Source organism: Klebsiella sp. 54 (genome assembly GCF_018223875.1).
Classification (GTDB): Bacteria; Pseudomonadota; Gammaproteobacteria; order Enterobacterales; family Enterobacteriaceae; genus Klebsiella; species Klebsiella quasipneumoniae.
In genome coordinates this window covers 273166-293816 of record NZ_JAGRRA010000010.1, presented here as the reverse complement: position 1 = coordinate 293816, position 20651 = coordinate 273166, and the positions used below count along the sequence as shown (strand labels likewise).

The 20651-nt window shown below is 57.5% G+C and carries 13 protein-coding genes; 6 read left to right on the top strand and 7 right to left on the bottom strand.

Features of this window, described 5'->3' with window-relative positions; genetic code table 11:
• Window positions 1-108: 108 nt before the first annotated feature.
• From KHQ24_RS19885 to ompK36, 5 genes are all read right to left on the bottom strand, one after another.
• Window positions 109-1752 carry a multidrug ABC transporter permease/ATP-binding protein gene (locus KHQ24_RS19885; protein WP_211777427.1) on the bottom strand — a complete coding sequence of 548 codons (1644 nt, stop codon included), beginning with the start codon at window positions 1750-1752 and terminating at the stop codon, window positions 109-111.
• A gap of 74 nt (window positions 1753-1826) precedes the next feature.
• The gene (alkB, locus tag KHQ24_RS19880; protein ID WP_017899302.1) at window positions 1827-2480 is read right to left on the bottom strand and encodes a DNA oxidative demethylase AlkB; all 654 of its coding nucleotides are present in this window, start codon (window positions 2478-2480) and stop codon (window positions 1827-1829) included.
• Window positions 2480-3544 (bottom strand): bifunctional DNA-binding transcriptional regulator/O6-methylguanine-DNA methyltransferase Ada, encoded by a 1065-nt coding sequence (ada, locus tag KHQ24_RS19875; protein WP_053810125.1) that lies wholly within the window; start codon window positions 3542-3544, stop codon window positions 2480-2482. Before ada ends, alkB begins: the two co-directional genes overlap by 1 nt.
• 73 nt (window positions 3545-3617) lie before the next feature.
• Entirely contained in the window at window positions 3618-4670 is a 1053-nt protein-coding gene (apbE, locus tag KHQ24_RS19870; protein ID WP_004201678.1) for an FAD:protein FMN transferase ApbE, read from the bottom strand.
• Between the two features lie 103 nt (window positions 4671-4773).
• Window positions 4774-5865: a porin OmpK36 gene (gene ompK36 / locus KHQ24_RS19865; RefSeq protein WP_004201679.1), complete on the bottom strand. Its 1092-nt coding sequence runs from the start codon at window positions 5863-5865 to the stop codon at window positions 4774-4776.
• A gap of 772 nt (window positions 5866-6637) precedes the next feature.
• Here ompK36 and rcsD point away from each other — a divergent pair.
• Complete coding sequence (gene rcsD / locus KHQ24_RS19860) at window positions 6638-9295, top strand: phosphotransferase RcsD (protein WP_064150955.1); 2658 nt, start codon at window positions 6638-6640, stop codon at window positions 9293-9295.
• Window positions 9296-9310: 15 nt separating this feature from the next.
• Entirely contained in the window at window positions 9311-9961 is a 651-nt protein-coding gene (rcsB, locus tag KHQ24_RS19855; RefSeq protein ID WP_004201684.1) for a response regulator transcription factor RcsB, read from the top strand.
• Window positions 9962-10006: 45 nt separating this feature from the next.
• Here rcsB and rcsC read toward each other — a convergent pair whose 3' ends face one another.
• On the bottom strand, window positions 10007-12847 hold the full coding sequence (gene rcsC, locus KHQ24_RS19850; protein WP_080838112.1) for a two-component system sensor histidine kinase RcsC: 2841 nt from the start codon (window positions 12845-12847) through the stop codon (window positions 10007-10009).
• Window positions 12848-12978: 131 nt separating this feature from the next.
• Window positions 12979-15612, bottom strand: a complete 2634-nt coding sequence (gyrA, locus tag KHQ24_RS19845) for a DNA topoisomerase (ATP-hydrolyzing) subunit A (protein WP_004201688.1) — start codon at window positions 15610-15612, stop codon at window positions 12979-12981.
• A 146-nt stretch (window positions 15613-15758) separates the two neighbouring features.
• On the opposite strand from gyrA, the gene ubiG reads away from it, so the two are divergent.
• From ubiG to yfaE, 4 genes are all read left to right on the top strand, one after another.
• Window positions 15759-16487 (top strand): bifunctional 2-polyprenyl-6-hydroxyphenol methylase/3-demethylubiquinol 3-O-methyltransferase UbiG, encoded by a 729-nt coding sequence (gene ubiG / locus KHQ24_RS19840; RefSeq protein ID WP_004201690.1) that lies wholly within the window; start codon window positions 15759-15761, stop codon window positions 16485-16487.
• 344 nt (window positions 16488-16831) lie between these two features.
• Window positions 16832-19117, top strand: a complete 2286-nt coding sequence (gene nrdA, locus KHQ24_RS19835) for a class 1a ribonucleoside-diphosphate reductase subunit alpha (RefSeq protein WP_043520274.1) — start codon at window positions 16832-16834, stop codon at window positions 19115-19117.
• A 101-nt stretch (window positions 19118-19218) separates the two neighbouring features.
• Window positions 19219-20349, top strand: a complete 1131-nt coding sequence (nrdB, locus tag KHQ24_RS19830) for a class Ia ribonucleoside-diphosphate reductase subunit beta (RefSeq protein ID WP_004140835.1) — start codon at window positions 19219-19221, stop codon at window positions 20347-20349.
• The gene (gene yfaE / locus KHQ24_RS19825) at window positions 20349-20603 is read left to right on the top strand and encodes a class I ribonucleotide reductase maintenance protein YfaE (RefSeq protein WP_004201692.1); all 255 of its coding nucleotides are present in this window, start codon (window positions 20349-20351) and stop codon (window positions 20601-20603) included. Before nrdB ends, yfaE begins: the two co-directional genes overlap by 1 nt.
• The last annotated feature ends 48 nt before the right edge of the window (window positions 20604-20651 follow it).

Below are 20651 nucleotides of genomic sequence, written 5' to 3'. Positions count from 1 at the left end.
GGCCGGAAGCCTTAAGCATAGCGCGAGGAGGGGGAAATAATAACCGTCAGCACTGTAGACGCTAAAAATTTCAGGTGCGCCCGGCTTTCCCCGGGCGCGCAGCGTGAATCAGGCCGTGCGGGCCACCGCATCGCGGGAGGCCTGCGCCCGCTCTTCGCCAGTGAGCTCGGACAGCTGCCCGGCACGCATCTCCAGCAGGCGATCGGCGTGCTGGAAGTAGTGATCGTCATGGCTGATGGCAAACACGGTTTTCCCCATCTGCTTCATCAGCGGCAGCAGGACCTGGTAGAACTCGCGGCGGAAATGCGGATCCTGATCCGCTGCCCATTCATCCAGCAGAATGATATCCCGGGACTCGGCCAGCGCCAGCAGGAGCGCCACGCGCTTCTTCTGCCCTTTCGACAGCCGCAGGTCGCCGATCTTACCGTTTTCCAGCTGCAGCTTGTGGGCCATTTGCAGACGCTCCAGCCACGTTGCCACCAGCGCCGGATCGGCCTCCTCGCCCTGCGGTCCGAGCAGACGGTCGAACAACCAGACGTCAGTAAACACCGCGGAGAACAGTTTGCGGTACGCCTCCGGTTTATCCGCCGCCAGCGGCTGGCCGTCCACCAGAATCTGACCGGAAACCGGCTGATACAGGCCGGTCAGGAGCATCGCCAGGGTTGACTTGCCGCTGCCGTTGCCGCCGATGAGAAACACCAGCTCGCCGCGTTTTAGCGTCAGGTTAAGCGGCCCTACCGCAAAGCGATGGTCCGGATAATGGAAAGTGACATCGCGCAGTTCCAGCGTCTGCCAGTCAGCCTGCGGCTGCGGCCGGGGGAAATCCGCCCGGTAAGGGGCGAGCGAGAACTGGCGCAGCTTGTTGAACGCCACCTGGGCGCTAAGCAACGTGGGCAGCGCGCCGACGGCGGAGAGCAGCGGCGTGCGCAGAAATAGCAGCGTCAGGGAGTAGGTCGCCGCCACAGCGGTATCGGCCCAGCCGAGGCTGTTGGCCATCCAGAACACCAGCCCGATGGCGCCAAGCATCATAATATTCGACCAGTTGACCGCGCTGAGATGGAAGGTATCGGCGCGAACGATGTGGTGCCGGTAGTCGCGGGCGTCCGGGAGATAGAGCTGATTAAACACATACTCCGCGCGCTCCCGGTTGAGGGTCAGCTCTTTGCGCCCTTCCAGCACCGTCTGGTAGTCGTGATAGAGCTTATCTTCCGTTTCGCGCAGGCTGGCCATATGTTTGTACACCCGCGACACCAGCACAAAGCCGCCCCAGATGGTGAGCGCCATCCACAGGGCCGTCACCAGCATCATTTTTCCTGACAGCCAGGCCAGATAAGCGGCGGAGCCGAAGGTGAGAATGATCCCCTGCACCAGCTCAGGGAGGCGTACAAAGGCGATGGTAATATTGCGGATATCGCTGGTCAGCCCGGCAAGCAGCGACGCGTTGCCGATCTTCTCCACCTGTTCAATCTGGGTATCGAGGATGCGTTTCACAAACTCGCCGCGCAGGCGAAAAACAAAATGGTGGCCGAGGGTGGTCAGCGCCAGCTGCGAGCCCAGGGTCACCGCCATTAACAGCCCCAGCAGGCCAAGAAATTCCGGCAGCACCCGCAGCGAGGTATCGACAGTGGCGATCAGGCGCATGTTAATAAAAGCGATTAAGCCGATACCCAGCGCGGCGCTGAGCAGGCTAAGGGCAATAACGCCCAGAAACGGCCAGCGATACTGGCGCCAGACGAGAGAAAGAAGTTCCATAACAGGCTATCCGGAAAAGCAAAACAGCCAGCAGTTTAAACGGCTCGCCGGTGACATCAAGAATAATTCTTATTTTAATCGCCGGGACGGCCCGCCTGCCGAAAGGTGAGGTTATATCGACAGTCGCCGGTCTCGGGATGATGGCCCGCTTTCAGCGGCTGAATGCCATGATAAAACAGGCGCGACTCCCCGCCCCAGACCACCACATCGCCATGCTCCAGCAACAGCCGCTGCAGCGGGTCGCTGCGCTGCAACCCGCCAAACTGAAAGATGGCCGGCAGGCCCAGGGAGACCGAGACGATCGGCGCCCGCAGATCCTGTTCATCTTTATCCTGATGCAACGACAGCTTTGCGCCGGGCTGGTAGCGGTTAATCAGACAGGCGTCGGGGGAAAAGCCCGGATAGCCGCCGGCCGCGGCTGCCGCCAGCGCCAGTTCATGGAACACGGCCGGCATCGGCGGCCAGGTGTGACGGGTGACCGGATCGACCGGGGCGTAGAGGTAGCCGTGGCGATCGGTGGTCCAGCCCAGCCGGCCGCAGTTGGTCATCGCCACCGACATGGTGTACCCGCCCGGCGTGACCATCTGGCGAAACGGCGACTGGCGGGCGACGTCGGCAATCGCCTGCAGCAGCCCTGGGGCACGCTCGCGGGCAAAGCGGCGAAGCACCACCGCGCCGGGGGCCAGCGGCTCCTGCCACGGTGGGGTATCGCTAAACAGATCGAGCATTACTCCTCCTCTCGTTGCGCCTCGCGCGCCAGCAGCTGCGCTTTTCGCGCCGTTCCCCAGCGATAACCGGATAGCGCGCCATCTTCACGCACCACCCGATGGCAGGGAACGATCACCGCCAGTGAATTCGCCGCGCAGGCGCCGGCCACGGCTCTTACCGCCCGCGGCTGGCCAATATGCTCGGCCACCTGGCGGTAGCTTCGGGTCTCCCCCGCCGGGATCTGCCGCAGCGCCTGCCAGACCTGCAGCTGGAACGCGGTGCCCCGCAGATCCAGCGGCAGCGACACCGGCCGCCGGCTGTCGTCGAGGTGGGCGAAAATCTCCGCCATCTGACGACGAAACTCAGGGTCGCCCTGACGCAGCTCGGCGCGGGGAAAGCGCTGACGCAGATCGTCGAGCAAAGCAGCATCGTTATCACCCGGCAGCACAGCGCAGACGCCGCGTTCACTTTGCGCCACCAGGCAGCGGCCCAGCGCACAGTCGCCCGTCGTCCAGGTCACCACGGTGGCGGCGCCGCCGCGGCGAAACTGGCTGGCGGTCATCCCTAAGGCGGCATCGGCCTGGCGATAATAGCTGCTGCTGTCGGGAAAGCCGGCCGCCAGCGCGGCGCGGGTCACCGGTTTCCCCTGCTCCAGCGCCTCCCGCAGGCGTCGCGCGCGCCACGCCTGCTGCCAGGCTTTCGGGGTCATGCCGGTGACGGATTTGAATAAACGGTGGAAATGAAACGGGCTGACCGCCAGCTCGCACGCCAGCGCCTCGAGGGTCAGGGGCGCCTCCTGCTCCAGCAGCCGACAGGCCTGCGCCACCTTGTCGATCCTTTGCTGCTGCGGAGAGTCTTTATCCGGCTGGCAGCGTTTGCAGGGGCGGAATCCCGCCGCCACGGCAGCAGCGACGTCAGCAAAAAAGCGCACGTTTTCCCGCCGCGCGCGCCGTGAGCGGCAGGAGGGACGGCAGCAGACGCCGGTGGTCAGTACCGCAAAGACGAACTGACCATCGGCCCGGGTATCACGCTCGCAGACCGCCTTCCAGCGGCGGTCATCGGTATCGGCAACTATCGGTTTCATCACGGGTCTCCTGCTGTAAGTGTATCCTCAGTCTGCGGTAAAGCCCGCAGCAAAAAACCCGCAATCTTGCTTTTTAATTTTTTTCGCCGACGAGAAAGGTACGGAACTGCGGCGACATCCAGGTTTTAAAGCCCTCCCCCTCTTTGACGATCATGTAGACCGCCAGGCCCTGCTCGCGCACCACCTGCTGCGCTTTTTCCGGCCCCAGCACCATCAGCCCGGTATCCCAGCCGTCCGCCTCCAGCGCCGTTGGCGCAATGACGGTCACGGAGACCAGCTTATGGGTTATCGGCTGCCCGGTCTGCGGATCGATGACGTGCGAGATACGTTTGCCATCGAGTTCATAGTAGTTGCGATAGCTGCCGGAGGTGCTGATGCCGTGACCATTGATGTCGACAATCGCCTGAACGGCGTTTTCCCGGTCGGTCGGTTTCTGGATCGCCACCCGCCAGGGCTTGCCTTCGCCGTTCATCCCGCGGCTCACCAGCGCCCCGCCTACCGACACCAGATAGCGGGAGATCCCTTCCTGCTCCATCAAGCGCGCGAGGTGGTCGGCGGCATAGCCTTCCCCCACAGTGGAGAGGTCGACAAACAGATCGGGAATATCTTTTTGCAGGAACTGCCTGCCGCTCTGATTGATAACCTGCAGATGCTGCAGGCCGGTGCGCGCTTTCGCCGCGGCGATCGCCTGCGCATCCGGGGTGGCGACCGGCTGTTTATCCGGGCCAAAGCCCCACAGGTTGACCAGCGGCCCTACGGTAATATCCATCGCGCCGTGCGTTTTGGCGCCAATCCGCAGCGACAGGGTGACGATATCCGCCATCGCTTCGCTCACCGGCCAGGGCCGGGTATCCGTCGCGTGGTTGAAACGCATCAGCGCCGAGTCGTTTTTCCAGGTCGACAGCAGGCGATCGTCGGCGTCCAGCTGGGCCTGAACCTTGGCGCGCAGCGCCTGCGCCTTTGCCTCATCCACGCCGATAACGCTGACCCGCCAGAAGGTGCCCATTGTTTTGCCATCCAGCACGGTGGCCGTTGATGCGGGTGTCGCGGGAGTGGTGGCTGAATCGCAGCCAGAGAACAGTACGCAGGCGCCCAACAGCGCGGCGCGAAAGAAAGTCATATCCATTAATCGAGGCTCCTCTTACCAGGGCGACAAGAGTATACCAGCGAGGTTAAACCAGACATAAAAAAAGGCGCCGGAGGCGCCTTTTTGTTATGCATCTTGCGACTTAGAACTGGTAAACCAGGCCCAGTGCAACCACGTCGTCGGTAGAAACACCGGCGTTGCGGGTGAAGCTGTTGTCGTCCAGCAGGTTGATTTTGTAATCAACATAGGTGGACATGTTTTTGTTGAAGTAGTAGGTCGCGCCCACGTCAACATATTTCAGGATGTCCTGGTCGCCGTAGCCTTCCAGATCCTTACCTTTAGACTGCAGGTAAGCCACGGACGGACGCAGACCGAAGTCGAACTGGTACTGAGCAACCACTTCGAAGTTCTGCGCTTTGTTAGCAAAGCCCAGAGAACCAGCGCGGGTCGCGTTGTAGGTCTGGGTGTACTGAGTGGCCAGGTAGATGTTGTTCGCGTCGTATTTCAGACCGCCGGTGTAGGTTTCAGCGTTGTCGCCGTTACCCAGAACCAGGTTGTTCTGATCGTCGGTACGTTTAGAGTGAGAGTACGCGAAACCAGCGCTGATGCCATCAAAGATGTCATAAGTTACAGAGGTACCGAAGCCGTCGCCGTTCTGTTTCTGAGCGCCACGACCGTTGTTGGTCGCGCCTTCGCCGCTGACGCTGCCGTTTTTACCCTGGTACTGCAGAGCAAAGTTCAGGCCGTCAACCAGACCGAAGAAGTCAGAGTTACGGTAGGTTGCAACGCCGTTAGCACGGGACTGCAGGAAGTTGTCAGAACCGTAGGTGTCGCCGCCGAATTCCGGCAGAACGTCGGTCCAGGACGTTACGTCGTATACTACGCCGTAGTTACGACCGTAGTCGAAAGAGCCCGCGTCGCCAAATTTCAGACCGGCGAATGCCAGACGAGTCCATGCCTGATTGCTGGAGCTTTCAGTGTTGTTCGCCTGAACGTTGTATTCCCACTGGCCGTAACCGGTCAGCTGGTCGTTGATCTGAGTTTCGCCTTTCACGCCTACACGCATGTAGGTCTGGTCGCCGTCGACGCTCTTGTCGTCAGAGAAGTAGTGCAGACCGTCAATTTTACCGTACAGGTCTAATTTGTTGCCGTCTTTGTTATAAATTTCAGCCGCATTTGCTGCGCCTGCTACCAGCAGAGCCGGTACCAGGAGGGACAGTACTTTAACTTTCATGTTATTAACCCTCTGTTTGTTATATGCCTTTTATTATGCCACTGCTTACTGATTACCCTTCTAATCAGTCGGCTATTTCATTGTGCTGCAAAATGCAGAATAATCCAACAAGAATATGATACTAAAACTTCTAAGATGTTTCAAAGTTCCCACAAGATGTTTCAATTTGTAAATATGGCGGAACTTTTTTTTACCCCAAAATGGCCAGGGAAATACGCACTAATAATCAAAAAAATTATTTAGCCATTTAAAATCAACACGATATACAAAACTAAGCCTATAGCACTGAATGGTAAAACAAAATGATCATCGGTGACTAAAATAATAGTCGCTATCATCATTAACTTTATTTATTACCGTCATTCAGTTCTGAATGTCTGTTTACCCCTATTTCAACCGGATGCCTCGCATCCGGTTTTTTTTACCCTTCTTTACACAACTTTAATTTATCTGTGCTACAGCCAATGATTCCCTAACGACTATTAATCAATCAATTAGGCCGTCTTTTGCGCTTATTCTGCCAATGTCTTGTTATTTCGTGCGATTCCTGGCTTTTGTTTCTGTCAATATCGTCACTGGTCAGTCTTGCGGACGCGGTTTCATTTACGCTTCGTTTCTAAGATAATTCCTGGGCGGTATCGCGCCGCTGGCACCAATCTGTAGTATGGATTTACGCCATTAGCCTTTATACTGCCTGCAGCATCTGCTTTGTTGCCAGTTACTCTGGCGCTACATCCTGTTTACAAACAATGATGAGTCGTTCAGCCACAAGATGACCCCGAAAAAATTCTCTCTGATCCCCGGCAACATCAGCCGCTTCTTCATTTTGATGGTTATTGTCCTGCTGGCGACGATGGGGGTGATGATTCAAAGCGCCGTCAATGCCTGGCTGAAAGAGAAGAGCTATCAGGTAGTTGATGTCTCCCATGCCCTGCACCAACGCATTGATACCTGGCGCTATGCCACCTGGCAGATCTACGACAATATCGCCGCCACCTCCGCCAACACCGCCAGCGGCGGTCTGCAGGAGACGCGTTTAAAGCAGGACGTGTACTATCTGGAGAAGCCCCGGCGTAAAACCGAAGCCCTGATCTTTGGCTCCCACGACAGTTCGACCCTCGAGATGACGCAGAAAATGTCCGATTATCTGGATATTTTGTGGGGCGCGGAGACCATTCCGTGGTCGATGTACTATCTCAATGGGCTGGACAATAGCCTGATCCTTATCTCCACCCTGCCGTTGAAGGACCTCTCCTCAAGCTTTAAAGAGTCAACGATCAGCAGCGTGGTGGAATCCCGGCGCGCGGAAATGCTGCTGCAGGCCAATACCCTTGATGAGCGCGAGACCTTCTCGCCGCTGCGCCATCTTGCCTGGCAGAACGCGCACTACTTTACGTTACGTACTACCTTCAATCAGCCAGGACACCTGGCAACGGTGGTCGCCTTCGACCTGCCGATTAACGATCTGATCCCGCCGGGCATGGCGCTGGATAGCTTTCGTATCGAGCCTGATCCCACGCAAAATGTGGCCGCCAGCCCCGAGAAAGAGGCTAGCGATCATATCGGGATCACCTTCAACGGCATGCAGATTGACATCGCCACCGACATCAGCACCACCGGTATGCAGTTAGTGTGGACGGTACCGATGAGCACCATGCTGCTGGAATCCCTGCAAAACATTCTTCTGCCGCTGCTGCTTAACATTGGCCTGCTGGCGCTGGCGCTGTTCGGTTTCACGACCTTTCGGCATTATAAAGGTCGCAGCAGCGCCTCGGGCGCCGGGCTCCCCTCCGCCGCCAATAGCGAACTGCGTTTACTGCGTGCCCTTAATGAAGAAATTGTTTCTTTGCTGCCGCTGGGGCTGCTGGTCCACGATCAGGAAGCCAACCGAACGGTGATCAGCAACCCAATTGCCGACCATCTGCTTCCGCACCTGAATCTGCAGAACATCACTAACATGGCGGACCAGCATCAGGGGGTGATCCAGGCCACCGTCAACAACGAACAGTATGAGATCCGCCAGTATCGCAGCCAGGTTGCGCCGCGCACGCAGATCCTGATTATCCGAGACCAGGACCGCGAAGTGCTGGTCAATAAAAAGCTCAAACAGGCCCAGCGCTTGTATGAGAAAAACCAGCAGGGCCGGACGACCTTTATGCGGCATATCGGCAGCGCCCTGAAGCAGCCAGCCCTTAACCTGGCGGCTGAGGCAGCGGCGCTCGACGGCGCGGAGAGCCGGACGCTGGCGCAGCATGCCGATGAGCTGGTCAAACTGATCGATGATATTCAGCTCGCCAACCTGCTGGAAAGCGATGCCTGGAAAACCAGCCAGTCGCTGTTCTCGGTGCAGGAGCTGATCGACGACGTCGTACCGGAGGTGCTGCCGGCGATGAAGCGCAAGGGTCTGCAGTTGCTTATCAATAACGCGCTGCCTGCCGGCGAGCAACGCTATGGCGACCGTGAAGCCCTGCGGCGCACGCTGGTACTGCTGATCCAGTATTCCATCACCACCACGCCTATCGGCAAGATCTCCCTCGACGTCTGCCAGGAAGAGTCGGCCAGCGATCGCCTGACCTTCCGCATACTGGATACTGGCAACGGGGTCTCGGCAAACGAGATCGACAATATGCACTTCCCGTATCTCAATGAGACTCAGAGCGATCTGTACGGCAAAGCGAACGCCCTTACCTTCTGGTTATGTGACCGTATGACGCGCAAGCTGGGCGGGCAGTTGACCATCAAAGCGCGGGAGTCGCTGGGGACTCGCTATAGCCTGCATCTGAAAATGCCGGCCAGCGAAGAGGCGCCAGAGGCGGGAGAACATCTGCTGGATGACGTTATCGTCCTGCTGGATGTGACCTCCAGCGAAGTACGGCGGATTGTCACCCGCCAGCTGGAGAGCTGGGGGGCGTCCTGCATCACGCCGGACGATCGAGCGACAAGTCAAGCGTTCGATCTGTATTTAACGGATAATCCGTCTAATCTTACTGCTTCGGGCTTGCTTTTAAGCGATGATGAGGTTGGGATACGCAAAATCGGCCCGGGCCAACTGCGGGTCAACTTTAATATTAGCACGGCGATGCAGGAGGCTATCCTGCAGCTTATTGAGCAGCAGCTGGCGGAGGAGGCGGTTCAGCCCGCCACCTCAGGAAACGAGAGTAACGCCGAACTCCATGCCAGCGGCTATTACGCACTGTTTGCCGATACGGTACCGGATGATGTTCAGAGATTGTATACTGAAAACGAAGCGGGTGATTTTGCTGCTCTGGCGCAAACCGCCCACCGCCTCAAAGGGGCATTTGCTATGCTTAATCTGATACCCGGCAAGCAGTTATGTGAAACGCTTGAGCATCTGATTCGCGAAAAGGATGCGCAAGGCATAGAAAAATATATCAGCGACATTGACGCTTACGTCAAGAGCTTGCTGTAGAAGGTAGCCTTATACATGAACACTATGAACGTAATTATTGCCGATGACCATCCGATTGTACTGTTCGGTATTCGTAAGTCACTTGAGCAAATTGAGTGGGTGAACGTCGTTGGCGAGTTTGAAGACTCCACGGCCCTTATCAACAATCTTCCGAAGCTGGACGCCCATGTGCTGATCACCGATCTGTCCATGCCCGGTGATAAATACGGCGACGGGATCACGCTGATCAAATACATCAAGCGCCACTTCCCGGATCTGTCGATCATTGTTCTGACCATGAACAATAACCCGGCGATCCTCAGCGCGGTGCTGGATCTGGATATCGAAGGGATCGTCCTCAAGCAGGGGGCGCCGACCGATCTGCCTAAAGCGCTGGCCGCGCTGCAGAAAGGAAAGAAATTCACCCCGGAAAGCGTCTCTCGTCTGCTGGAAAAAATCAGCGCCAGCGGCTATGGCGATAAACGTCTGTCGCCGAAAGAGAGCGAAGTGCTGCGTCTGTTCGCCGAAGGCTTCCTGGTGACCGAGATCGCCAAAAAGCTGAACCGCAGCATCAAAACCATCAGTAGCCAGAAAAAGTCGGCGATGATGAAGCTGGGCGTCGAAAACGACATCGCCCTGCTGAACTACCTCTCCTCCGTCTCGCTGAGCTCGACGGACAAAGAGTAATCCCGACGCGCTCTCCGTCTCGCCCCGGCGAGACGGAGCTCCCGATTATTCCCGCCCTTTACGTACCCGCGCCGCATATACCGTCAGCGTTTGCTTCAGCACGTCAAGCGTCACCGGCTTGGACAGACAGCTGTCCATCCCCGATTCCAGACAGCGCTGCTTCTCTTCCGCCAGGGCATTGGCCGTTACGCCAATCACTGGCAGCGTCAGGCCAAGCTGACGAATGCGCTGCGTCAGACGATAACCATCCATATTAGGCATGTTGACGTCGCTGAGCACAATATCGATGTGCTGCTTGCTGAGGACGTTGAGCGCGTCGACCCCGTCGTTGGCGGTCACGCACTGGTAGCCGAGCGATCCCAGCTGATCCGCCAGCAGGCGGCGGTTGATCGGATGATCGTCGACCACGAGAATCATCATGTCGTCGTTATTGCCGACCTGCGCCTCCGGCGCCATCAGCGCCCGGCTATTCTCCACACTGGCCAGCGCGACGTGGAAAATACGTCCCAACAGCGGCAGCAGTTCATGCGGCGTCGTCACGCTATGCAGCCACTCGCCGGCGGCCCGCTCCTGCGGAATACCGATATGACGACGGCAGAAGATGACCATCGCCCTTCCCTGCCAGCCGCTCAGCGCTTCATCGTCAGTGAGTAAGACATCCTCGGCGTCCGGGGTTTCTCCGGCATGGCGGCGTACCGTCAGGCCGTGATAGCTGAGCAGCGAGGTGACGAACATCGCCAACGAGGTATTGTGGATGGCCAGCCAGCAGGTCTTGCCAGCGAAACCGTCCGCCGTCACCTGCGGCGTGTTCTGCACGCCATACAGCGGGATGCGGATGGTAAAGCGGCTGCCCATTCCCGGCTCCGTTTCCACGGCGATATCGCCATCCATCATGCTGATCAGTTTTTCGCAGATCGCCAGGCCAAGACCGGTGCCCTGGAAGTTGCGCTGCACGCCGGTCCCCACCTGGAAGAAAGGGTCGAAGAGGCGCAATACCTCTTTCGCCGGGATCCCCTCCCCGGTGTCGCGGACGCTAATCTGCAGATAATCTCCCGCGCACTGAACGTGGAGGATAATGCAGCCGGTGTCGGTGAACTTGATCGCATTGCTCAGCAGGTTTGAGATCACCTGCTGCAGACGCATCGGGTCGCCGGACATCTGTTCCGGAACGTCCGGTTCGATAAAGCAGTACAGACCCAGCTGCTTGCGCACCACCAGCGGCAGATAGTTGGCGGAGATATGGTTCATGACCTCGCGCGGGGAAAATTCCCGCGGCTCGATCTTCAACTGCTCGGACTCGATTTTGGAGAAATCGAGAATATCGCTGATGATTTTCAGCAGCAGGCTCGAGGAGTTGTTCATCGCCGTCACCAGGCGATCGACGCCTTTCGGCAAGGCTTTAGTCTGCAGCAGATCGAGGTTACCAATGATGCCATACAGCGGGGTACGCAGCTCATGGCTGACGGTGGCAAGGAACATCGATTTCGACTGGCTGGCCTGCTCCGCCGCCTGGGCCATCTCCTGCAGCGACTCCTCCATCTTCACGCGGGCGGAAACGTCCACCAGCACGCAAATCGCCACGTTTTCATTGCGATAGCGCGAGTGGACAAAGCTAATCTGCAGGTTGGTATGGTTGCTGGTCAGCACATCGACAAAGTTGACCTGCTGGCCGCAGATAATCTGCGTCAGCCGCTGGCGGTCCTCGTGGGTCAGCATGTTCAGATAGTTGTGCGCCAGCTCGTTACTGAGAATGTTGGTTCCGTCGAGGGTGCGCAGAATACAGATCCCCACCGGGGCGGAGGCCACGATTTTGCGGTTGAACTGCTCATGCTCTTCCAGCCGTTGAGCGTCATTTTCCGCCGGGATAAAAATGCGCCGCTCATACATCCGCGCCAGCGCAAACAGCATCGCACCGCTGAGGATATTGAGAACGATGGCGTTGATGATCAGCATGCGGATCCGCTCCAGCACCTGGTCTACCGAGACGGAATAGACGATGCTCAGGGAGGACGGCGCGAGGCTTTTCTTCAGCACCAGCTCGCGGAAACCCGTGCTGTAGCCAAACCACATTCGCTCCTGCATCCACTTCGCTTCGCTCTGGATTTTGCCTTCCGCGCCGGCCAGCGAGATCAGCGGCTGGCCGTTATCGTCGAAGATCGTCACGCTCATCGGCAGGCTGCCCGGCGTAAAGAAGCTTTCCATGCGGATGGTCTGCTCCACGCCGAGCATCGCCTGCAGGCGATTGGCCATATAGATCGGCGTCAGGGCGTAAAAGTAGCCCACCCCGGGGCGCACGCCCTGGCTTATCCAGAACAGGTTGTTGCCGCGCTCGTTTTGCGGCGCATTGCGGTATTGCTCAATGCGTTGATGCAGGACTTTCAGCGCCTGATCGCGCTCAATCGGCACGTCCCGCAGGCCAAAGTTGGCCATACACAGATTATCGCTGCCGATGAGAAAGATGCGGTTAAGGTCGTAGGCGGCGGTAAAATTATCCCGCCAGTAGCGCATAAACCACGCCAGCGATTGGAGCGAATTACGCCAGGCGCTACTCATCGCGCTGCAGTCGGAGTCAGGATACAGGGGTTCAAAGCTGGGGATCGCAATATCGCCGCTTTGCCCTTGCGCTACCGCATCCCCTGCCGACAGCCGGTTACCGGCGACATACTTCAGCTCTTTAATCACGTCCGCCGTACGCTGAATGTAGCGCTGGGCCTGATCGGCATTGAGATTGAGCTCCTGATGGATCTCGGCTTCCCGCTCGTGTAGCGCGTTGACGATATAAAACACAGAGACAAACGCAATCAGCAGCCACAGCAATACCGCCAGCGCTCTGAACAGATAACGTGAAACCTTCAGGGTTGTGTGGAAAGAGGCAAGATATTTCAATGTGGCGATGCTCGGCCGTCAGGGACTCAACAGAATGGGGTTAAAGTAGCGGTAAACCGGCTTTGCCGCAATGTTAATGCAAAAAGGGCCGGGAGAATACCCGGCCCTTTCAGAACATTTACCTGGGACGATTACTCTTCGTCTTCGGCGATGTCGTCATCGGTATCTGCTTCCGGGGCGATATCATCATCGCCTTCCGCCGCGCTACCGTCGATGGCGTCCAGCTCTTCATCGTCTACCGGCTCAGCGACGCGCTGCAGACCCACCACGTTTTCATCTTCCGCGGTGCGGATGAGGATCACGCCCTGGGTGTTACGGCCCACGATGCTCACTTCGGAAACGCGGGTACGCACCAGCGTCCCGGCGTCGGTGATCATCATGATCTGATCGCAATCATCCACCTGTACGGCGCCGACCACGGAACCGTTACGCTCGGTGACTTTGATCGAGATAACGCCCTGGGTAGCACGCGACTTGGTCGGATACTCAGCCGCGGCGGTACGTTTACCGTAACCGTTTTGCGTCACCGTCAGGATCGCGCCTTCGCCGCGCGGAATAATCAGCGAGACGACGCTGTCGTTTTCCGCCAGCTTAATGCCGCGTACGCCGGTGGCGGTACGGCCCATGGCGCGAACGGCATCTTCTTTGAAGCGCACGACCTTGCCGGCCGCGGAGAACAGCATCACTTCGTCCTGACCAGAGGTCAGATCGACGCCGATCAGCTCATCGCCTTCGTTCAGGTTCACCGCGATGATGCCAGCGGAACGCGGACGGCTGAACTCGGTCAGCGCGGTTTTCTTCACGGTACCGCTGGCGGTGGCCATAAAGACGTTAACGCCCTCTTCGTACTCGCGGACCGGCAGGATAGCGGTGATACGCTCATCGGCTTCCAGCGGCAGCAGGTTGACGATCGGACGACCGCGCGCGCCGCGGCTGGCTTCCGGCAGCTGATAGACCTTCATCCAGTACAGACGACCGCGGCTTGAGAAGCAGAGGATAGTGTCATGGGTGTTGGCCACCAGCAGGCGGTCAATAAAGTCTTCTTCTTTAATGCGCGCTGCCGATTTGCCTTTACCGCCACGACGCTGTGCTTCGTAGTCGGTCAACGGCTGATACTTCACATAGCCCTGATGCGACAGGGTGACCACCACGTCTTCCTGGTTGATCAGATCTTCGATGTTGATATCAGCGCTGTTGGCGGTGATTTCGGTACGACGTTCGTCGCCGAACTGGTCGCGGATCAGCTCCAGCTCTTCGCGAATCACTTCCATCAGACGGTCGGCGCTGCCGAGGATGTGCAGCAGTTCCGCGATCTGTTCCAGCAGCTCTTTATATTCGTCGAGCAGTTTTTCATGCTCAAGGCCGGTCAATTTCTGCAGACGCAGATCCAGAATCGCCTGAGCCTGCTGCTCGGTCAGGTAGTATTTACCCTCGCGCACGCCGAACTCTGGCTCCAGCCATTCCGGACGCGCGGCGTCATCACCGGCACGTTCCAGCATCGCCGCGACATTACCGAGATCCCACGCCTGGGCAACCAGCGCCGCTTTCGCTTCAGCCGGGGTCGGCGCGCGACGGATCAGTTCGATAATCGGGTCGATGTTGGCCAGCGCCACGGCCAGCGCTTCGAGGATATGCGCCCGGTCGCGCGCTTTGCGCAGTTCGAAAATCGTACGACGGGTCACCACTTCGCGGCGGTGGCGCACGAAGGCGGCGATGATGTCTTTCAGGTTCATGATCTTCGGCTGGCCATGGTGCAGCGCAACCATGTTGATACCGAAGGAGACCTGCAGCTGGGTCTGGGAATAGAGGTTGTTGAGCACCACTTCCCCTACCGCGTCGCGCTTCACTTCAATCACGATGCGCATCCCGTCTTTATCAGACTCATCACGCAGCGCGCTGATGCCTTCCACGCGTTTTTCTTTTACCAGCTCGGCGATTTTCTCAATCAGGCGCGCTTTGTTCACCTGATAAGGAATTTCATGCACGATGATGGTTTCGCGGCCGGATTTGGCGTCCACTTCCACTTCCGCGCGCGCGCGGATGTAGACTTTACCGCGACCGGTGCGGTAGGCCTCTTCAATGCCGCGACGGCCGTTGATAATGGCGGCGGTCGGGAAATCAGGGCCAGGAATATGCGCCATCAGCCCTTCAATGCTGATGTCTTCGTCGTCGACATAGGCCAGACAGCCGTTGATCACTTCCGTCAGGTTATGCGGCGGTATGTTGGTGGCCATCCCGACGGCGATCCCGGAGGCGCCGTTTACCAGCAGGTTAGGAATTTTGGTCGGCATGACGTCCGGAATACGCTCCGTACCGTCATAGTTGTCAACGAAATCGACCGTCTCTTTTTCAAGATCGGCCATCAGCTCATGAGCGATTTTCGCCAGACGAATTTCGGTATAACGCATCGCCGCGGCGGAGTCGCCGTCGATGGAACCAAAGTTACCCTGGCCGTCCACCAGCATGTAACGCAGCGAGAACGGCTGCGCCATACGGACGATGGTGTCGTATACCGCGGAGTCGCCGTGCGGGTGGTATTTACCGATTACGTCACCAACGACACGGGCTGATTTTTTATAGGCTTTGTTCCAGTCATTGCCCAATACGTTCATGGCGTAAAGTACGCGACGGTGTACCGGCTTCAGGCCATCTCGGACATCCGGCAGCGCACGGCCAACAATGACCGACATCGCATAATCCAGATAAGAGTTCTTAAGCTCTTCCTCAATGTTGACCGGTGTAATTTCTCTCGCAAGGTCGCTCATCTAACCGCTATCCCTCTACTGTATCCCGGATTCAAAGGTCGCAAATTATAACACAGCCGCGCTAAGAGAGGTAAAGCAATACGGTTTATTCATGGCGCGCTGCTGATATACTCCCAGGTCTGAACAGAAAAGGAGTAAAAGCGCCCATGAATGCCGAAAAAACGTCGGTAGCCCCTAACGTCGATCATGCTGAAATCGCCAAATTCGAAGCCGTCGCCTCGCGCTGGTGGGATCTGGAGGGCGAGTTCAAACCGCTCCACCGCATTAATCCCCTGCGGCTGGGCTATATCGCCGAACGCTCAGGCGGCCTGTTCGGTAAAAAAGTCCTCGATGTCGGCTGCGGCGGCGGCATCCTCGCCGAGAGTATGGCGCGCGAAGGCGCGACGGTCACCGGACTGGACATGGGCGCCGAACCGCTGCAGGTGGCGAAACTGCACGCCCTGGAGAGCGGTATTCAGGTGGAATATGTTCAGGAAACGGTTGAGGAACATGCCGCGAAGCACGCGCAGCAATACGATGTCGTCACCTGCATGGAAATGCTGGAGCACGTCCCTGACCCACAGTCGGTAGTCCACGCCTGCGCGCGGCTGGTGAAGCCTGGCGGTCAGGTCTTCTTCTCCACCATCAACCGCAACGGTAAAGCGTGGCTGATGGCGGTGGTCGGCGCGGAATATGTCATGAAGATGGTGCCCAAAGGCACCCATGATGTGAAAAAGTTTATCAAGCCGGCCGAACTGCTGGGCTGGGTAGATCAGACTACTCTGAAAGAGCAGCATATCATCGGTCTGCATTACAATCCGTTGACCAACACCTTCAAGTTGGCGCCAGGGGTTGATGTTAACTATATGTTGCATACCAGCGCCAAAAAAGCGTGACGTCAGCAGCTGCGCTTATGATGATTGCGCGGCATCAAGCCGCGTGATTATTTCTTCCGATGAAGAAATCAGCACTCGATCAAATTTTCATTTTTTTTTCTGTTTTATTGACTTCTTCTCCAGGCCTTATGCGACGTGGACTTGCGGATTATTACCCTTCCGCAACCTCAATTTAACGTCAAAATCAACCCTTGTACTCAAAAGATTCCTTACTAAAATACTCACCATATAGCGTTCCTTTTATCGACAACCCCCTACATATAGTATTTATCCACAGAGTTAGTCACAACGGCCTTCTGTGGATAAACGGGGGATATTTTCTTTCACGGACAGGTAAAATCCACATGAATCAGAGTCTGCTGGTGACAAAGCGCGACGGGACCACCGAGCGCATCAATCTCGACAAAATCCATCGCGTACTGGATTGGGCGGCAGAAGGACTGAATAACGTTTCGATTTCCCAGGTAGAGCTGCGCTCGCATATCCAGTTCTATGACGGCATTAAAACCGCGGACATCCACGAAACCATTATTAAAGCCGCTGCGGACCTGATCTCCCGCGAGGCGCCGGATTACCAGTACCTCGCCGCGCGTCTGGCGATCTTCCACTTGCGTAAAAAAGCCTTCGGCCAGTTTGAGCCGCCGGCGCTTTACGATCACGTGGTGAAGATGGTCGAGAAGGGTAAATACGATCATCATCTGCTGGAAGACTACACGGAAGAAGAGTTCCAGCAGATGGACGGTTTCCTCGACCACTGGCGCGACATGAACTTCTCCTATGCTGCCGTGAAGCAGCTGGAAGGCAAGTATCTGGTACAGAACCGCGTCACCGGCGAAATTTATGAGAGCGCGCAGTTCCTTTATATTCTGGTGGCTGCCTGCCTGTTCTCTAACTACCCGCGCGAAACGCGTCTGGACTACATCAAGCGTTTCTACGACGCGGTGTCGACCTTTAAAATCTCGCTGCCGACGCCGATCATGTCCGGCGTGCGTACCCCGACCCGTCAGTTCAGCTCCTGCGTGCTGATCGAGTGCGGCGACAGCCTGGATTCCATCAATGCCACCTCCAGCGCGATCGTGAAATACGTTTCCCAGCGCGCCGGCATCGGCATCAACGCCGGCCGCATTCGCGCGCTGGGCAGCCCGATCCGCGGCGGCGAAGCCTTCCACACCGGCTGCATTCCGTTCTACAAACATTTCCAGACCGCGGTGAAATCCTGCTCGCAGGGCGGCGTTCGCGGCGGCGCGGCGACCCTCTTCTACCCAATGTGGCATCTGGAAGTGGAAAGCCTGTTGGTGCTGAAAAACAACCGCGGTACCGACGCCAACCGCGTTCGTCACATGGACTACGGGGTGCAGATCAATAAGCTGATGTACACCCGTCTGCTGAAGGGCGGCGACATTACCCTGTTCAGCCCTTCCGACGTCCCGGGCCTGTATGACGCCTTCTTCGCCGATCAGGACGAGTTTGAGCGCCTGTACACCCAGTACGAGCAGGACGACAGCATTCGCAAGCAGCGCATTAAAGCGGTTGAGCTGTTCTCGCTGATGATGCAGGAGCGCGCCTCCACCGGCCGCATCTACATCCAGAACGTCGACCACTGCAACACCCACAGCCCGTTCGATCCGGTGGTCGCCCCGGTGCGCCAGTCTAACCTGTGCCTGGAGATCGCTCTGCCGACTAAACCGCTGGAAGACGTCAACGACGAAAACGGTGAAATCGCGCTGTGCACCCTGTCGGCCTTCAACCTCGGGGCTATCGACAGCCTCGACGAGCTGGAAGAGCTGGCGGTGCTGGCGGTGCGTGCCCTGGACGCGCTGCTCGACTATCAGGATTACCCCATCCCGGCCGCCAAACGCGGCGCAATGGGCCGCCGTACGCTGGGCATCGGCGTGATCAACTTCGCTTACTATCTGGCGAAGCATGGCAAACGCTACTCCGACGGCAGCGCCAACAACCTGACCCACAAAACGTTCGAAGCGATTCAGTACTACCTGCTGAAGGCCTCCAACGAGCTGGCTATCGAACAGGGCGCCTGCCCGTGGTTCAACGAAACCACCTATGCGCAGGGTATTCTGCCGATCGATACCTACAAAAAAGACCTGGACAGCATCGTCAGCGAATCCCTGCACTACGACTGGGAAGCGCTTCGCGAGTCCATTAAAACCCACGGCCTGCGCAACTCTACGCTCTCCGCGCTAATGCCGTCCGAGACCTCGTCGCAGATCTCCAACGCCACCAATGGCATCGAGCCGCCGCGCGGTCACGTGAGTATCAAAGCCTCGAAGGATGGGATCCTGCGCCAGGTGGTGCCGGATTACGAAAACCTGCAGAACGCCTACGAGCTGCTGTGGGAAATGCCAAACAACGACGGCTACCTGCAGCTGGTGGGTATCATGCAGAAGTTTATCGACCAGTCGATCTCTGCGAATACCAACTACGATCCGACGCGCTTCCCGTCCGGAAAAGTGCCGATGCAGCAGTTGCTGAAAGACCTGCTCAACGCCTATAAATTCGGCGTCAAAACGCTGTACTATCACAACACCCGTGATGGCGCTGAAGACGCTCAGGATGACCTGGCCCCGTCCATTCAGGACGACGGCTGCGAAAGCGGCGCTTGTAAGATCTAAGGTATTTTTGCCGGGTGGCGCTATGCTTACCCGGCCTACGATTTTGTAGGCCCGGCCAACCCATTCCCGCCGGGCAATACAGTTCAACAGGACTCACTTCAATGGCATACACCACTTTTTCACAGACGAAAAACGATCAGCTGCTTGAGCCAATGTTTTTTGGCCAGCCGGTTAACGTGGCCCGCTACGATCAGCAAAAATACGACATCTTTGAAAAGCTGATTGAAAAGCAGCTCTCCTTCTTCTGGCGCCCGGAAGAGGTTGACGTTTCCCGCGATCGCATCGACTACCAGGCGCTGCCGGAACATGAAAAACACATTTTCATCAGCAACCTGAAGTACCAGACGCTGCTCGACTCCATCCAGGGCCGCAGCCCGAACGTCGCTCTGCTGCCGCTGATCTCCATCCCGGAGCTGGAGACCTGGGTGGAAACCTGGGCCTTCTCTGAGACCATTCACTCGCGCTCGTACACCCATATCATCCGCAACATCGTCAACGATCCGGCGACCGTGTTCGACGATATCGTCACCAACGAGCAGATCCAGAAGCGTGCCGAGGGGATCTCCCACTATTACGATTCGCTGATCGAGATGACCAGCTACTGGCACCTGCTGGGCGAAGGCACCCACACCGTCAACGGCAAGACCGTGACCGTCAATCTGCGCGAGCTGAAAAAGAAACTCTATCTGTGCCTGATGAGCGTTAACGCCCTGGAAGCGATCCGCTTCTACGTCAGCTTCGCCTGCTCCTTCGCTTTCGCCGAGCGCAAACTGATGGAAGGCAACGCCAAAATTATCCGCCTGATCGCCCGCGATGAAGCGCTGCACCTGACCGGCACTCAGCATATGCTGAACCTGCTGCGCTCCGGCAGCGACGATCCGGAAATGGCGGAAATCGCCGAAGAGTGCAAACAGGAGTGCTATGATCTGTTCGTGCTGGCGGCCCAGCAGGAGAAAGAGTGGGCGGACTACCTGTTCCGCGACGGCTCGATGATTGGCCTGAACAAAGATATTCTCTGCCAGTACGTCGAGTACATCACCAATATCCGCATGCAGGCGGTGGGCCTTGATCTGCCGTTCCAGACCCGCTCCAACCCGATCCCGTGGATCAACACCTGGCTGGTCTCCGACAACGTTCAGGTGGCGCCGCAGGAAGTAGAGGTCAGCTCTTACCTGGTCGGCCAGATCGACTCTGAAGTCGATGCCGACGATCTGAGCAACTTCCAGCTGTAATGAAGCGGATCTTCTTGAAAATCTCTGACACTCGCCTTGAGTGTCAGGATGAACACCCTTCCCTGTTGGCTGCTCTTGAATCGCATAATATCGACGTCGAGTATCAATGCCGCGCAGGCTATTGCGGCTCCTGCCGCACCCGTCTGGTCTCCGGCCAGGTTGACTGGCTGACCGAGCCGCTGGCCTTTATCCAGCCGGGCGAGATTTTGCCCTGCTGCTGCCGGGCGAAAGGCGATATTGAGATCGAGATGTAGTCTTGTCAGGTGGCGCTACACTTACCTGAGCTACTGTTCCAGGACCGG

Bases quoted from the DNA above. Each gene is read 5' to 3' on its own strand.
- gyrA (WP_004201688.1), bottom strand. From the start codon at position 15,612: ATGAGCGACCTTGCGAGAGAAATTACACCGGTCAACATTGAGGAAGAG.
- ubiG (WP_004201690.1), top strand. From the start codon at position 15,759: ATGAATGCCGAAAAAACGTCGGTAGCCCCTAACGTCGATCATGCTGAA.
- KHQ24_RS19885 (WP_211777427.1), bottom strand. From the start codon at position 1,752: ATGGAACTTCTTTCTCTCGTCTGGCGCCAGTATCGCTGGCCGTTTCTG.
- rcsB (WP_004201684.1), top strand. From the start codon at position 9,311: ATGAACACTATGAACGTAATTATTGCCGATGACCATCCGATTGTACTG.
- ada (WP_053810125.1), bottom strand. From the start codon at position 3,544: ATGAAACCGATAGTTGCCGATACCGATGACCGCCGCTGGAAGGCGGTC.
- rcsD (WP_064150955.1), top strand. From the start codon at position 6,638: ATGACCCCGAAAAAATTCTCTCTGATCCCCGGCAACATCAGCCGCTTC.
- ompK36 (WP_004201679.1), bottom strand. From the start codon at position 5,865: ATGAAAGTTAAAGTACTGTCCCTCCTGGTACCGGCTCTGCTGGTAGCA.
- nrdA (WP_043520274.1), top strand. From the start codon at position 16,832: ATGAATCAGAGTCTGCTGGTGACAAAGCGCGACGGGACCACCGAGCGC.
- apbE (WP_004201678.1), bottom strand. From the start codon at position 4,670: ATGGATATGACTTTCTTTCGCGCCGCGCTGTTGGGCGCCTGCGTACTG.
- alkB (WP_017899302.1), bottom strand. From the start codon at position 2,480: ATGCTCGATCTGTTTAGCGATACCCCACCGTGGCAGGAGCCGCTGGCC.
- yfaE (WP_004201692.1), top strand. From the start codon at position 20,349: ATGAAGCGGATCTTCTTGAAAATCTCTGACACTCGCCTTGAGTGTCAG.
- nrdB (WP_004140835.1), top strand. From the start codon at position 19,219: ATGGCATACACCACTTTTTCACAGACGAAAAACGATCAGCTGCTTGAG.